Here is a 13,934-nt window from a genome sequence, read left to right as displayed (position 1 = left end):
TAACTCCCGCAATCGTGTTCAGGTCAGCTTGCCGGTCGTACGCTCAAGTATCGTCCACAGTTCCTCGCCATACTTGGCTCGCCATTCTTTGTAAAAGCCGGCCGTTCGAAGCGCGTCACGAAATGCGTTGACGTCTGGTTCGTTGAAAACGAGACCCTTCTTGCTCAGATCACCGCGAAGCGACGTCGCCAGTGTCGCCATATCCTTCCTCTCGGACAGCGCCGCATCGTTGATTGCGGTGGCAACGATGTCCCGAAGATCCTTCGGAATGGCCTCCCAGTTCCGCTTGTTCGCCACGCAGAAGAAAGCGTCCCACATGTGACCGGTCAGAGCACAGTACTTCTGAACCTCGAAAAGGTTGGCCGTGAAGATGTTCGCCAACGAGTTCTCCTGACCGTCGACGATCTTGGTCTGAAGTGCCGAGTAAAGTTCGCTGTAATTGATAGCCGTTGGCGCCGCACCGAAAGCTTGGAACATCGACGTCCAAAGTGCGCCCACTGGCACGCGGATCTTAACGCCCTTTAAATCGGCCGGAGTATTGATCTGCTTCGTGCTCGTCGTGATGTTGCGAAAGCCGTTGTCCCACATCTTGGCCATGGGGACGAGGTTCGCCTTTCCGATATTGAGGCGCAAAGCGTCGCCAAGTTCGCCGTCCATCGCCTTCCAAACAGCATCGTAGTCCGGAAAGATGAACCCAAGTCCGTAGATTGACGCAGACGGAACGATTGTCGACAGGACGTTAATCCCTGAGTTGAGGAACAGATCGAGCCCGCCGGCACGTAGTTGCGACAGCATATCTGTGTCGCCACCGAGTTGATTGTTGGGAAATACATTAATTTCCACTCTGCCCTTCGTTTCGGACAGCACGCGCTGAGCTGCTTCCCTTGCGCGAGCGGTGATCGGATGGGATTCAGCGAGGTTAAAGCCCCATCTGAGCGGAAACTCCGCAGCACTGGCGCGCCTGATCGGCAGTCCGATGCCAGCTGCCAAAGCCACCGAAGTTGCTCGCTTCAACAACGTCCGGCGATTGACAATATCTTTCATGGCTTCCTCCGTTTAACTCGCAATATCGCGCGGTTTGGCGGTTACAGAAATCCCGTCGAAATCCATGGGACCAACGCTACGATTGCGAGTCCTATCAATAACGCCGCTATGTAACCCACTATGGGCTTCATTCCAGCATCAGGATTTACGCGACTGATCGCGCAGGCCGCGTAGTACCCAACGCCGAAAGGTGGTGCGAACAAGCCGACGCCCATCGCCAATATGACGACCATCGAATAGTGAACGAGATCGATACCAAGCGCCTGGGCGATCGGGAAAAGCAGCGGCCCAAAGAGGACGATGGCTGGGATGCCCTCAAGAACGCTGCCAAGCACAACAAAAGCTACGATGGACACAGCCATGAAGCTCATCGACCCACCCGGCAGTGCCTTCATCGCGATAGCCAGAGAGCGGGAGAAGCCCGACTGAGTCAGACTCCAAGCCATCGCCGTAGCAGTACCGATGATGAAGAGAATGGCACCGGACAGGCTCGCGGTCTCGACCAGCATCGGCTTGATCCGGCGCCAGTCGAATTGTCTGTAGAATAAAGCACCGACCACGATCGAATAGAATATGCCGATGGTCGAAACTTCGGTCGCCGTCGCGACGCCCTCGATCACGGCGGATCGAATAACGAACGGCAATGCGATCGCCGGCAAGGCAACAAGGAACGTCTTACCGATCTCAGCTGCGGGCGCGCGGCGCGCGAGGCTGCGGTCCTCGTTGCGGTATCTCCACCCGATCACGCAACAGAGAGTGACTGCCAGAATAACGCCAGGTAGAAGGCCGCCGGTGAACAGAGCCGCAATAGAGACGCCGGTGACCGAGCCGATCGTGATGAGGACGATGCTCGGGGGGATGGTCTCGGTCTGAGCACCGGTCGCGGCGAGCAGCGCGACTAGGTCGCCTTCGTTCGCACCTCTACGCTTCATTTCCGGGAACAAGACCGGTGCCACCGCGGCCATATCCGCGGCCTTTGATCCCGAGATACCGGAAACGAGATACATCGCTCCAACGAGAACATACAGAAGGCCGCCTCGTACGTGCCCTAACAGGCTGGCGAGGAAGGCGACCATAGCCCGCGCCATGCCTGTCATTTCGATGAGTTGTCCGAGAAATACGAACAGTGGCACCGAAAGCAGGATCAAGTGGCTCACACCCTCGTCGATGCGCCCCACGATGATGAGCGGCGGAGTTCTGGTGGTGAGGATCAGATAGCCAAATGTCGCGAGGCCGAAAGAAAACGCTATCGGAACGCCCGCGAGGACCGCGCCTGCAACCACGATCACAAAGAATATGATCAGATTTGCATTTCCAAGCGGACGAAAGAGCGGTTGAAGGAGCCAGAACGCGGCGACAAGGAGTACAATGATGGCCAACGCAGACAAGATTTGCCTTGTGTCACCGAGACGAACTAGGCGAAACAGCGCAAAAATGCCCATCAAGCCGAAACCCACAGGGACGGCGGAAGCCCGCCAGGAGTTCGAAAGGTCCATGGCCGGTGTTCTGACAATGGCTTCCTCGAGAGCGTAGTCGAGCGCTGCGGGAAACAGCAGGACGACTAGCCCCAACGATGCCGCCAACGCGAAAGCGTCGAGATGAGCACGCATCCGGGGGGATACGAACGCAAATAGCGCCGTCATCCGCATGTGTTCACCTCGTCGCAGCGCTATCGCCGAACCGAGCATAACCAGCCAAAGGAAGAGCATGGAGGCCAGCTCGTCAGACCATATGATGGGGCGGAGGAACACATATCGGGCCAAGACTCCCGCGAACAGCAACAGGATTTCGGCAGTGAGCAAAAGCATGACGCAGACATCAAGACCGCGACCGATCAGCCGATCGATAGAGTCCATGATCGCGAGTAGCCCGTGATGGCTTGATGTCTCCATCGTTTCTTCCAAGGGCGCGCCCAAAGTTGGGGCTACCTCATCATCGCGCACGGCCACGCCGCTTGCTGGCAGTGTTGGGACACTCATGGCATCCTCCCTATTTCGTCTTTGTTAGGCTTGACCAAGCCATCCGCGCTTAAAGAACTCTTCGTCGCCTAGTTGGCCACCTTTGAACGCAATCTGAAGTCCGTCGAGACGTCCGCGGATCGATCTTGCTCGGCAAAGTGGGACACCAGGGCTTACGCGAGCTTGAATTTCAAGCGCATCGATATCCAAAAGCTGCGCAACCTGGCTCGACGTGTCGCCCCCCGACAACAACAACCTTTTTAAGGGTACCTCCGCGAGGATGTCGCTGACGAGCTGACCAATCTTCCGACCAAGGTTTCTGCCACCTTCATGCTTGGCGAGCTCACGTGACATGCCGCCGCTGACGAGCATGTCGATCATTTTTCCGATCCGAGGATCACCAGGACCGCGGGCTGTGTGTAATATGACACTGCGCCCTTCTTTGAGCAGCGAGACGGTAAGTCCGACGACTTGCCTGGCGGACGCCGAATGTTGGCAATCATCAAGTAGAGCAGCAGCGTCTAGCGGCACCTCTGCAAATCCAGCCCGCACGGCGGCCTCGATCTGTAACGCTGTCACAGGCGAGGCGCTGCCCGACACGGCGAGTACTTGATCGATCGCAGCTGGATTGCCGTAGGTGCTAGACGGCGGCGGAATAACACCGGCCTCCCGCCACCATTGCGTCAGTGCATACTCCACACCCGACGGCCCAACCACGAATGCGCTTCCGCTCACCCCAGCCCAATCAGCGATGAGCCGCCCGACCTGAGTAAGTTGTGACGCATTCGCGGAGTCCAGCAGGATCGCGTCCGCCCCACCCTCCGCCAGATCATTGAAGCGCCGAGCGGCCGCTTCAAAGCCCTGGTCGAGGACCGGAGATGTTAGTTTCTCGATCCTGAGCGTTGCCTGCTGTGCAATGTGAACCGCCAGATCGCTTTCGTTCATGGGCGTCACTGGGTGAACGCTCATGACCGGATGCCGATCGATGCGATAGACAGTGCCATCGGTTCCGGACCGGGCAAACAGGTGTCCAAAAAAGCAATATCTTTGAAGCGAAGGTGTGCCGCCAACGATCGGAACTGTATCGCCGAAGATTGACTTTGCGATTTTGATGACTCGACCGATGCTGCCAATCTCGGGCGAGCTGTCAAAGGTTGAGCACACCTTGTAGTGAACGATTGGCGCGCGAAGCGATGCAAGGTACCGTAGATCCTTCTCCAGATGTTCGGTCATCTCCGCTGGAGACATGCTACGGCTCACCCCGGCAAGGCCGACCACGTCGATGTCCCCAAAATGCTTTAAAACATCGGGGCTCGGAGGACGGAGAAAGAGAGCAGCACGGAGCCCAGCAAATGCTATGACCTCAAGCGCATCCGTCGCCCCCGTGAAATCATCACCGTAGAATGCCAACCGATAGCGAGCTTGTGTCACGTCGCGCCCCCGAACTTGGAAAGCGCGAGCTGAAGCGACGGATGGGACTTTGCGTATTCGGCTACGGGCACACCCTGGACTGCCGCTTCCCAAGCCTCTCGCAAGCTCATGACGCCCTCGGCGATACCGCCAGGATGCCCCATGATGCCGCCGCCGGCGAGGTGCATGAGGTCTACGCTGCCGAGACGCTCGAATGTGTCTCCGGCTTGCCCCGCCCATTGCCCCGAAGAGAAGACCGGCATCATCGGTTTGACGCCTGAAAAGGCCGCAAGACACGAGCTTGCGGACGAGATGACTGAGTCATCCGGCTCCCAGAATTTGCTCCTTAGGCCATTTACGTGGAGATGATCGACACCCGTCAGCCGCCACAGCTTTTGAAATGCCAAGAAATCGAAGCCAAGCCAGGGTTGGCGGGTAAATAAGCCCCACCCATTGCGATGACCATGGATCGGAAGATCTGTGCAGGCTCGCAAATGTTCAATCGCAGAGAAGCCGCACCAATTGACGCTCACCATTATGCACGTTCCGCCGGCCCGAAGCACGAGGTCATGGCGACGTCGCATGTCGTCAATCGAACCGCTGATATTGATCGCGTACATTGGCTTCCGGCCCAACCGGTCGGCATGCTTCTCGATCACGGGAAAGACCGCCTTCAGGCGCTCCTCGAAAGGCGCGTAAGGTGGATCTGCGATTAGCTCGTCATCCTTGAGAAAATCGATCCCAGCTTCGCAGATCTTATCGACCAACGAGGCAGTCTCGGATGGAGACATGCCAATACTTGGCTTCAAAATCGTGCCGATCATCGGCCGATCAAAAACGCCGGCCAACCGTCGGGTACCATCCACGCCGAACTTCGGCCCCGGAAAGCTGGCGGCGTAGTCGACGGGAAGGCCGATGTCCAGCAGCCGTAGCCCCGTGATCTCACCGAGTTCGAACAGATTGCCCGCAACGGTCGCCAGGAATGTCGGGATATTGCGGCCCACGTTATCGATCGGAAACGCGATCTCGATTTCGCCGCGCCGAAACGCCTTTGGTCTCTGCCTCCGCTCATAGAAGGCACTATGCAAGGTCGGAGTGTCGACAGATGGCAGCTCTGTCATCCGAAGCACTCGTGCACGCGACCGCTTTTTCAGTTCATCCGTTTCGCCCGGCAAAGAGAGAAATGTCCCGCTTGACTGCTCTCCTGCGATGACTTCCGCCGCCTTTTCCAGGCTATCGCCGGTCTCGACGAGATATCGGGCCGTAAACTCAGATCGCGGACTATCGCTGCGCATTGTGACGCCCTGCCGAAACTTGCTGCGTTTCTTCCGAAAATTTGTCCCTTCATCCGTACGGCGAAAAGTCGATCGTATGAGGAACGTTGATATCTTGACCCCGAGTAAGCCTCGGCCGCAAACGATATTAGTGAAGCGACATGTGAGGAAAAGTTACACCGGCCTAGCCTGGTCTACTCGAGCATAACCGCGGTAAGGGCCTTTCGCAGGTGCGAAAGCGTCACTAGGCGTTGACAGGTGCCAGCGTTGCGCAAATCTCCGCTGTAGCGGACATTTCGTTCGTGAGCCAACGGGCTACGGCTTTGCTTTCTGGGCGAGATGCGACATGAGGGGCTGTCCAAAGCATCAGCCTACGCTTGCCGGGGATGCTTCCGAACGGCGCAACCAGTCTTCCACTGTTGATTTCGTCAAGGACGAACATCGTCGGAACCAACGCCAAGCCGAGCCCACATAGCGCCGCCTGGATGAGAAGATAGAAATGGTCGTAAGAGTCGTGAATGCGGACGTCCTGCCGCAACCGCATCTCGTCAAGCCAATCTGACCAAGCCTCCGGGCGTGTTCGTGTCCCCATCAGCCGGCAACCTGCAATATCGCTAGGGTCCTGGAGTCTGTTAGACTTCGCGTAAGACGTCGCGCAAACAGGCGAAATCCACTCCCGCGCAAGCTCTTTGATGACCACGTCACGAGGCGGGGTAATGGTGCTGGAGCGAATGGCGACACTCACCTTATCGCGGATGAAATCCACTTGATCGTAATTCAGGTTGAACTGGAGCTCGATACTCCTATGAGCTTCATGAAATGCCGCGAGGCGGGGGATCAGCCAATACATCATTATGGTCGCTGAACACGAAACCGTCAGCGGCCCAGGCAGCACCTGCTCCACGCTCGCATCTATCAGGTTGAAGGCCGCTGTCAGGCCCTCGGCCAGCCGGATCCCATCGGGCGTCGGGTCTGTCGAGGAGGACGATCGCACGAATAGCGGGACGCCCAGTAATTCCTCGAGCGACCGGATATGGCGGCTGACCGCCCCATGGGTCACGGACAGTTCGAGCGAGGCCGCGGTCATGCTCCGCAACCTCGCGGTTGCTTCGAAAGCACGCAATGCATTGAGAGACGGCCTGGGACGCACGATCGGACCCCTCCTAAAGACCGAACTCTAACGGCTGTGAGCTTTCCTCACAAGTGGGGCTTCAAAACTCGTTTGGGTATTTGACAATGACGCCTTACCCTCGCGGAAACTCAGTCAAGACCAGAAGCATGCGTGGTCGTTCGCAATAGGCACCTAAAATGCTGAAGAAGATGATCATTGAGGCCCGCGTGAATGAATATGCGATGCGCGATGGGAATCCTCACGTACCATGGACCGCAGATGAGATAGCGGAGACTGCCGCCCGCTGTCGCGAGGCAGGAGCGTCAATCCTGCATTTTCACGCTCGCGCGGACGATGGGTCCCCCCTCCACACCGCCGAGAAGAACGCCGAGATCATTCGCAAAGTCCGGCAAAAATGCGATCTACTGATACTGCCAACGCTCGGCTTCTTTGCCAACGATACGGATCCGAACGCGCGCATAAACTGCATTCTCGAACTTGCCAAGAATCCAGAGACCAAACCCGATATCGTTCCCATAGATACCGGAAGCACCAATCTCGACGTGTTCGACGAAGATAAGCGCGTGTTCGAACATTCTGATCGCATCTATGAAAACCGCACTTCCGCCGTTGAGCACTATTTTCGTTCTCTTAAATCGGCCGGCATAAAGCCGAAGATGACTTGCTGGTCGATCGGGTTTGTCCGACGCGCGATAGCCTTCATGGAAATGGGACTTGTGGCTGAGCCCGGTTACTTCCTGCTCAACATGACCGACGGTCCGTATCTCACAGGCCATCCTGGAACGTTCGAAGGATTGGACGCGTTCTTGCCCTTCCTGCCGAAAGGGCTCCGTCATAGTTGGACCGCCAACATCGTTGGCGGGAATCTGTTGAACCTGTGCGAAGGCGTAGCAAGGCGCGGTGGTAACATTGCTCCCGGAATCGGCGATTATCCCTATAGAGAATACGACTGCCTGACGAACGAGGAGCTCGTTCGCCGAACGTGCCTGATCGCGAGGGGCTGCGGACGAGAGATTGCTTCTCCAGATGATGTTCGGGAAATCCTTGAAATTTAGTGGTTCAAGAATCGCGAGCAAATGGCGCCAGGCGGTCAATCGGCCAGACGACGCGAGGCGTTGCGCCATCAGTTCTCCCCGACTGGGCCGGGATCTTCCTGATCCCGGCCCTTTTTTTGACACTGGCTTTCTTCCGCTCTGCGAAGCCGCGACTCCCGACACAGCACGGCGCTCAGCCCTGGATAACTCGTGAGAAACAAGGATCACGACAGAGGTATCGACGAATCGATTCGTCTTGTAGCGGCCTTCATGAAGATCAAAGATGTGAAGGCGCGTTCAGAAATACTTAAGCTGGCTGAGACACATGCGCGATTTGAGCGAAGTGCCTCACTGCTCCAGTCCGATGACGAGCCGATATTCGGCTGACATCTCTGAACACCCGTCGCCAATCTCGCCTTCAACGGTCGACGGCACACATCCTCGCCGACGCGCTTCGCCTTGACCTGCTCGGCCCAATATAACCTCTAGGATGCTGAACTCTGGTCTCCTCACTTCAAGCCGACCACTCTGTGAGGCACGTAATGCTCTTCCAGTCTCGCGACTTCTTCGGACGTTAGCTTCAGACTCAGGGCGATAATTGCATCATCAAGGTGCTGGGTCTTCGTCGCCCCTATGATCGGCGCCGTTACTCCGTCTTTGCCGGCTACCCACGCCAGCGCTACGTGCGCTGGTGCCACTCGACGTTCTGTCGCGATATCGGAAACCACGTCGACAATGCTCCGATCGGACGCTTCGGCGTGCCCGTAAAACTGCGACGTTACGTTATCGGTCTCGGAGCGAGCGCTTTTCTCAGTCCAGGGGCGGGTAAGGCGCCCACGAGCCAGCGGACTAAAGGCGATCACACCAATGCCTTCGTCGCGACAGAGCGGTAGCATCTCTCGTTCCTCCTCTCTGTAGAGCAGATTTAGGTGACACTGCATCGACACGAAACGCGCCCAAGAATTTGCGTCGGCCCGATAGAGAGCTCTTGCGAACTGCCAAGCGTAGGTGTTGCTGGCACCGATGTAACGGACCTTCCCGCTCCGCACGAGATCGTTCAAGGCTTCAAGGGTTTCATCGATTGGCGTGTCGTTGTCCCAGAAATGGATCTGGTACAGATCGATATAGTCGGTACCGAGCCTCCGGAGACTGGCTTCCGCTTCGGCAAGAATTGCCTTTCGCGAAAGTCCGCTCCCGTTTGGCCCCGGCCGCATGCGGCCGTAAACCTTCGTGGCGATCACGATTTCGTCTCGCGGGACCATCTCCTTGAGAGTTTTGCCCACGATCTCCTCGCTCGTACCGTCCGAGTACACGTTCGCCGTATCGAAGCAATTGATCCCGCAATCGAGGGCTTTCTGTATGAAGGGCCGGCTGTCGCTCTCACCGAGGGTCCAAGGATGATTCCCTCGCTGCCCTACTCCGTAGCTCATACAACCCAGTACAACCCTCGAGATCTTGAGGCCCGAACGCCCCAAACGTATGTAATCCATGAGCGATACCTCGCTGGCTTGCCTGCCCCGAACTGTTTCAAAGTGTCGCGATATCGGTGATTCGGAGTCCTCGATCGCTCACCCGAGACGGGAAGTGCTCCTTGAGCTTTTCCTCGTGGACGGGTACGAGCCTCAATGTGTCGCCGCCGACGCTGGCGAGCATCTCTTCCGCCGCGAGAATTAGATTGGTCTGACTTCCCGTCGCAAGTCCTGGTGGCACGAAGCATGGATCATCCCGATCGCCTCCGTGCAGGTTTTCGTACGTGTAGACGACGTCTCCGGTAAGGACCCATCGGTCCTCAATACTTCCGCCGTTGCGGACCACCACATACTGCGAACCTGCAGTGTGCGTGTCGAAGGCGGGAAGAAGATCGATATTCGGCAGGATGCCGTGCGACGCACCGTCCAGCACAACCAGCCGATTCTTCAGTCCGAGATCCACCAGCTTCAAAATGTCGGCAGGGTTGATGCCGCCGAGAAGGGATCGAAAACGACGTCCCTTGGACATGGCCCAGATCCAACTCTCGATCTCGCGCTTCTGGATGTAGAACTTGGCGTTGGGGAAGTAGTCCAGCCCACCCATGTGGTCGAAATGAGCGTGTGTAAGGAACACATGCTGCACATCATCGGGACGAATGCCGACAGATCCCAAGACCTCAGAAGGTGGAGTCCAGCCGGTGACGCCGATGGTATTGGCGATCTCGCCTCCGAAATCCGATTGATCGTAACCGGTGTCAACTAAGGCGACCGTGTCGCTGCTGCGCAAGAGCACATAGGCAAACGGCAGGTTCATGCTTCCGCTGTTGTGCCGGCCGTACAACACCCCACTTGTCGGATGTTGGGGGCTCGCTGCGTATTCGAGCACAGTGATGGCATATCTCGTCATTCGGAGGCTCCCATCAGAAGGTCTGCACCAAGCTTAAGTTGGCCGCAGCACTGCCGCAGGTCGATCAAACCGCCGCAACCGATCGGGCTCGTCCGACGCAGATGACCCCAAGCCCTTGATAGCAAGCTCACCTCGGTCGTACGCTGATGCGGCGCCAAGGGGGCTGCCTGCTGCGACAACAGCAAATGCGCCGCCTGCTTCACGTGGTGATACTCGTGCCGCCGCTGCAGCGGTACCCGAACCACGGCAAGAATATCGTACACATGATCCGGACCGCCGACGGCAGTCTTGCTTTCGTCCTCCAGATGCGACGCCCCGATGAGGTTCGCAAGAAGACGAACAGAGCGGTCAGTCACAACGTCGCGCAGATAGCGAACGACCGGCCCGATGACGAGATCGTATTCGGCGACCGCTGAACCCGGAGCAATCCCTTCGAAGGGATCGTCGGCACGGAACTGTGCGACCACAAGCCCGCTCACGAGGATTGCTCGCCTTCAGGAACCGGAGCATTCGATGGGATCAGTTTGACGGCCCTCAAGTCCTGCCAGAGAGAAGCGGGTATCGGCGCCGAGACAGCGCGGACATTCTGGGTAACCTCACTTGTCGACTTCGCGCCCTGAACCACGGTGGCGACGGCGGGGTGCGCTTGCACGAACTGCGTCGCGACGGTCGGCAAATCAACACCGTGTCGTTCGCAAACTTCCTCGATTGAACGGACGCGCTCCAGGACAGCGCTGGGTACCCGCTGGTAGTCATAGGTCGAGGCTGCCGCCTTCGATCCAGCGGCCAAGATGCCCGAATTGTAGATGCCGCCCGCAATCACCGAGACATTCCGGGACTGCAGTTCGTCGAAGTGCCCATCGAGTGGTGCATGGTTGAGAAGCGTGTATCGACCTGCGATCAACGCGCAGTCAATCGGGAATTCGCGCGCTACTCCAACAACGGATTCGGTCTCATTTACTCCTAACCCTACCGCACCGATAGCACCCGAGCTCTTCAGCTCCTCGAGGGCACGGTATCCGCTCTCGCGGAGCTGGTTCCAGTAAAATTCTGCTTGATCGCCATGCCATGCGCACCCGACGTCGTGGACCAGCAGCACATCGATATAGTCGAGGCCCAAACGCTGCTGACTGTCCTCGAACGAGCGCATCACCCCGTTGTACGTATAGTCATACGTGTCTCTAAACGGGAACGGATCAACCCATTCGATGCCGTACACTGTGTCAAGCTTCGGTGTCCGGCTGGCTGGCTTGAGCACTCGGCCGCACTTCGTGCTCACGACGACCTGATCTCGGATACTGAGGTCGCGGAGAGCGCGACCGAGGAAATGCTCGGCCTTTCCAAGACCATACATCGGCGCGCAGTCAAAGTAGCGCACCCCGAGATCGAAGGCTGCTTTAACGACAGCTTCGAATTCGGAATAGGGCACTCCGACATTGAACCCGGAAAGAGGCACCGTCCCAAGCCCCGCGGACGTGACGGTCACTTTAGCGCGGCCTAGAGTTCGTCTTTCAAGCGAAATCATCGCTCTTCTCCTTGCTTGTCTTGGAAGTTCAGCCGGACAGGGCCAGGGAGCCCTGATCCGGGAGCGGGGCTTCTTCAGGAATCAGGCCTTTGCTCCGGAGGTCCATCCAGAACGCCTGAGGAATTGGCGCCGATATCAAGGCGACGTTCTGCTCCACATGCGACGTCGTGAGCGCGCCCTGAACCACCGACGTCACGGCAGGATGCGCATAGACAAACTGGGAAGCCGCATGGGCGAGCACGACGTTGTGACGTTCGCAGACAGCTTCCAGCGCTTTTACGCGCCGCACGATGGATTCGGGAGCCGTCTGGTAATCGTAGGTCCGCGTTAGGGCGTTACCTTGACTACCCTCAGCCAGGATCCCCGAATTGTACACGCCGCCGGCGATGATGCCGATGCCGCGACGTCGGGCCTCGGGGAAGAAGTCAGTCAACGGAGCATGATTCAGGAGCGTGTACCGCCCTGCCACGAGCGAGCAGTCGAGATCGAATTCGGCCGCCACTTCGAGCACTGAAGCCGTCTCGTTTACACCGAGACCAATCGCCTTGACCGCTCCCGAGCGACGGAGTTCGTCGCACGCCCGGTATCCGCTCTCGCGGAGTTGCCCTAGATAGAGGGGATACTTCTCCTGGTGCCACACTCCGCTCACGTCGTGCAGGAAAAGAATGTCGATGTGGTCGAGACCAAGGCGCTGCTGACTATCCTCGAAGGACCGCATGATGCCGTCGTAGCTGTAATCGTACTCGTCGACGAAGGGCAGCGGATCAACCCAATTGATCCCAAAGAGACTTTCGGCGCGCTTTGAACGGCTTGCTGGCTTCAGGAGCCGGCCCGCCTTGGTACTCACCACGACATCTGGACGAAGACCGTGAACGCGAAGAACATGGCCGAGAAAATGCTCCGACTTCCCGAGGCCATAGAGCGGAGCAACATCGAAATAGCGTACGCCCTGCTCGTAGGCCTTCAGGATGACCGCCTCGAAGGTCTCGAAGCTAACCGGAACACCACATCCGCCTAAAGGTGATGTTCCGAGCCCAAGCGAGGTCAAAGTCAGACTGCCGTTCGGGAGCGCCCTCTTCTGCAGAGCCACCATACCAAATATCCCTGTTTAAGCATTGGTGCGCACGCGGCTACTCACCGCGTGCGCACGATGGACTCACATGTATTTTGCGACGTTCGAAGAATCCAAGAGAAGCCAGGGAACGACGTAGTCCTTCTGGGTCCCGCCTTTCCACTCCATCAAAGAGTCCCAAATCTCGGACCGGGGCTTGTAGCTGTCTCCCTTGACGGCACGCAGGGCGAGATCGACGGCGCCCTGTCCCTCAGCGCGGGCGTACTTGTAGAGCGTTACGGTCATTTCGCCTTTCTGAACGGCACGCTTTCCGTCCGGAATGCCATCGATCGCAAGCACCGGAACGGACTTGAAGTCGACCTTGGCACTCCTCATGGCTTCGATCGCGCCTAGCGCCATCTCGTCATTCTCGGCCAGTACGGCGTTGATCTGCCCCGGATGCGCGAGCAACCAATTCTCCATGAGCGCCTGCCCCTCGGCGCGGCTCCAGTTACCCGACTTGCTGGCGATCAGCTTGAGCTTCGGGAACGTGGCCAACCCGGCATCAATGCCAGCCTTGCGCTCGATCTGCGCCGACTGACCGATCGGGCCTTCCATCAGCACCACGTTCCCACCATTCGGAAGCAGCTTTCCAAGTTGTTCCCCGATAATGCGTCCGCCTTCCGTGTCGTTGACGATAATCGACGCGGTGTATTTCTTCGACGCGGTTTTCAGGGCCGATACGATGACTGGAATGCCAGCGGCGACGGCTTTGTCGATCGCGGGCGCCGACGCCTGGAGATCGAACGGCGACATAATAATGGCATCAAATTTTTGCGTGATAGCCGTATCGATCTGATTCACTTGGACGAGCGGATCGTATTTGCCGTCAAAGATCGTGACTGCGACAGAACCGTCCTTAACGGCCGGGTGGTTCTGAATCTCGCTGGACCAGGCCTTCATGTATTCGCCGGATTCTCCGAACGATAGGGCGGCGATCCGAGTCTTGCTTTGAGCGAAGGCCGTACTGGTCGATAGAATAATTGCGGCAGCGGCGAAACCCGCCATCGTCGATCTACGCGTAACCTTCATCGTCTCCTCCGATTGATGTGGTCAGTCACCTAGTCCGC

The 13,934-nt window shown here is 57.7% G+C and carries 13 protein-coding genes; 2 read left to right on the top strand and 11 right to left on the bottom strand.

Annotated features, from left to right (window positions below; translation table 11 throughout):
• Positions 1 to 18 precede the first annotated feature (18 nt).
• From NLM25_RS08985 to NLM25_RS08965, 5 genes are all read right to left on the bottom strand, one after another.
• The gene (locus tag NLM25_RS08985) at positions 19 to 1,044 is read right to left on the bottom strand and encodes a TRAP transporter substrate-binding protein (RefSeq protein ID WP_254136682.1); all 1,026 of its coding nucleotides are present in this window, start codon (positions 1,042 to 1,044) and stop codon (positions 19 to 21) included.
• A 41-nt stretch (positions 1,045 to 1,085) separates the two neighbouring features.
• Positions 1,086 to 2,936, bottom strand: coding sequence for a TRAP transporter large permease subunit (locus tag NLM25_RS08980; RefSeq protein WP_254124186.1), 1,851 nt, complete (start codon positions 2,934 to 2,936; stop codon positions 1,086 to 1,088).
• 111 nt (positions 2,937 to 3,047) lie between these two features.
• Entirely contained in the window at positions 3,048 to 4,433 is a 1,386-nt protein-coding gene (locus NLM25_RS08975; protein ID WP_254136681.1) for a four-carbon acid sugar kinase family protein, read from the bottom strand.
• On the bottom strand, positions 4,430 to 5,707 hold the full coding sequence (locus NLM25_RS08970; RefSeq protein WP_254136680.1) for a ribulose-bisphosphate carboxylase large subunit family protein: 1,278 nt from the start codon (positions 5,705 to 5,707) through the stop codon (positions 4,430 to 4,432). Before NLM25_RS08970 ends, NLM25_RS08975 begins: the two co-directional genes overlap by 4 nt.
• A 223-nt stretch (positions 5,708 to 5,930) precedes the next feature.
• Positions 5,931 to 6,836 carry a LysR substrate-binding domain-containing protein gene (locus NLM25_RS08965; RefSeq protein WP_309143589.1) on the bottom strand — a complete coding sequence of 302 codons (906 nt, stop codon included), beginning with the start codon at positions 6,834 to 6,836 and terminating at the stop codon, positions 5,931 to 5,933.
• 158 nt (positions 6,837 to 6,994) lie between these two features.
• Between NLM25_RS08965 and NLM25_RS08960 the strand changes: the two genes are divergently transcribed.
• Positions 6,995 to 7,873, top strand: a complete 879-nt coding sequence (locus NLM25_RS08960) for a 3-keto-5-aminohexanoate cleavage protein (RefSeq protein WP_254136678.1) — start codon at positions 6,995 to 6,997, stop codon at positions 7,871 to 7,873.
• 189 nt (positions 7,874 to 8,062) lie between these two features.
• Positions 8,063 to 8,239 (top strand): hypothetical protein, encoded by a 177-nt coding sequence (locus tag NLM25_RS08955; protein WP_254136677.1) that lies wholly within the window; start codon positions 8,063 to 8,065, stop codon positions 8,237 to 8,239.
• A gap of 122 nt (positions 8,240 to 8,361) precedes the next feature.
• Here NLM25_RS08955 and NLM25_RS08950 read toward each other — a convergent pair whose 3' ends face one another.
• The 6 genes from NLM25_RS08950 to NLM25_RS08925 form a co-directional block, all read right to left on the bottom strand.
• A complete protein-coding gene (locus NLM25_RS08950; RefSeq protein WP_254136676.1) occupies positions 8,362 to 9,342 on the bottom strand; it encodes an aldo/keto reductase in 981 nt (326 codons plus the stop codon).
• Positions 9,343 to 9,379: 37 nt separating this feature from the next.
• Positions 9,380 to 10,228: an N-acyl homoserine lactonase family protein gene (locus tag NLM25_RS08945; RefSeq protein ID WP_254136675.1), complete on the bottom strand. Its 849-nt coding sequence runs from the start codon at positions 10,226 to 10,228 to the stop codon at positions 9,380 to 9,382.
• Positions 10,225 to 10,707, bottom strand: a complete 483-nt coding sequence (locus NLM25_RS08940) for a hypothetical protein (RefSeq protein ID WP_254116511.1) — start codon at positions 10,705 to 10,707, stop codon at positions 10,225 to 10,227. The genes NLM25_RS08945 and NLM25_RS08940 overlap by 4 nt, the downstream gene beginning before the upstream one ends.
• Positions 10,704 to 11,753, bottom strand: a complete 1,050-nt coding sequence (locus NLM25_RS08935) for an aldo/keto reductase (RefSeq protein ID WP_254136674.1) — start codon at positions 11,751 to 11,753, stop codon at positions 10,704 to 10,706. Before NLM25_RS08935 ends, NLM25_RS08940 begins: the two co-directional genes overlap by 4 nt.
• Before the next feature lie 28 nt (positions 11,754 to 11,781).
• Positions 11,782 to 12,846 (bottom strand): aldo/keto reductase, encoded by a 1,065-nt coding sequence (locus tag NLM25_RS08930; protein ID WP_254136673.1) that lies wholly within the window; start codon positions 12,844 to 12,846, stop codon positions 11,782 to 11,784.
• A 63-nt stretch (positions 12,847 to 12,909) separates the two neighbouring features.
• Positions 12,910 to 13,896 (bottom strand): substrate-binding domain-containing protein, encoded by a 987-nt coding sequence (locus tag NLM25_RS08925; RefSeq protein ID WP_254136672.1) that lies wholly within the window; start codon positions 13,894 to 13,896, stop codon positions 12,910 to 12,912.
• Between the last annotated feature and the right edge of the window lie 38 nt (positions 13,897 to 13,934).

Origin of the sequence: Bradyrhizobium sp. CCGB01 (assembly GCF_024199795.1) — a bacterium.
In the GTDB taxonomy this organism is placed as follows: domain Bacteria; phylum Pseudomonadota; class Alphaproteobacteria; order Rhizobiales; family Xanthobacteraceae; genus Bradyrhizobium.
The sequence above is the reverse complement of the archived record's forward strand: the minus strand, read 5'-3'. Positions and strand labels throughout refer to the sequence as shown.

What these genes read in the sequence shown, in the direction of transcription:
- NLM25_RS08985 (WP_254136682.1), bottom strand. Translation starts at nt 1,044, where the DNA reads ATGAAAGATATTGTCAATCGCCGGACGTTGTTGAAGCGAGCAACTTCG.
- NLM25_RS08980 (WP_254124186.1), bottom strand. Translation starts at nt 2,936, where the DNA reads ATGGAGACATCAAGCCATCACGGGCTACTCGCGATCATGGACTCTATC.
- NLM25_RS08970 (WP_254136680.1), bottom strand. Translation starts at nt 5,707, where the DNA reads ATGCGCAGCGATAGTCCGCGATCTGAGTTTACGGCCCGATATCTCGTC.
- NLM25_RS08960 (WP_254136678.1), top strand. Translation starts at nt 6,995, where the DNA reads ATGCTGAAGAAGATGATCATTGAGGCCCGCGTGAATGAATATGCGATG.
- NLM25_RS08950 (WP_254136676.1), bottom strand. Translation starts at nt 9,342, where the DNA reads ATGGATTACATACGTTTGGGGCGTTCGGGCCTCAAGATCTCGAGGGTT.
- NLM25_RS08945 (WP_254136675.1), bottom strand. Translation starts at nt 10,228, where the DNA reads ATGACGAGATATGCCATCACTGTGCTCGAATACGCAGCGAGCCCCCAA.
- NLM25_RS08935 (WP_254136674.1), bottom strand. Translation starts at nt 11,753, where the DNA reads ATGATTTCGCTTGAAAGACGAACTCTAGGCCGCGCTAAAGTGACCGTC.
- NLM25_RS08930 (WP_254136673.1), bottom strand. Translation starts at nt 12,846, where the DNA reads ATGGTGGCTCTGCAGAAGAGGGCGCTCCCGAACGGCAGTCTGACTTTG.
- NLM25_RS08925 (WP_254136672.1), bottom strand. Translation starts at nt 13,896, where the DNA reads ATGAAGGTTACGCGTAGATCGACGATGGCGGGTTTCGCCGCTGCCGCA.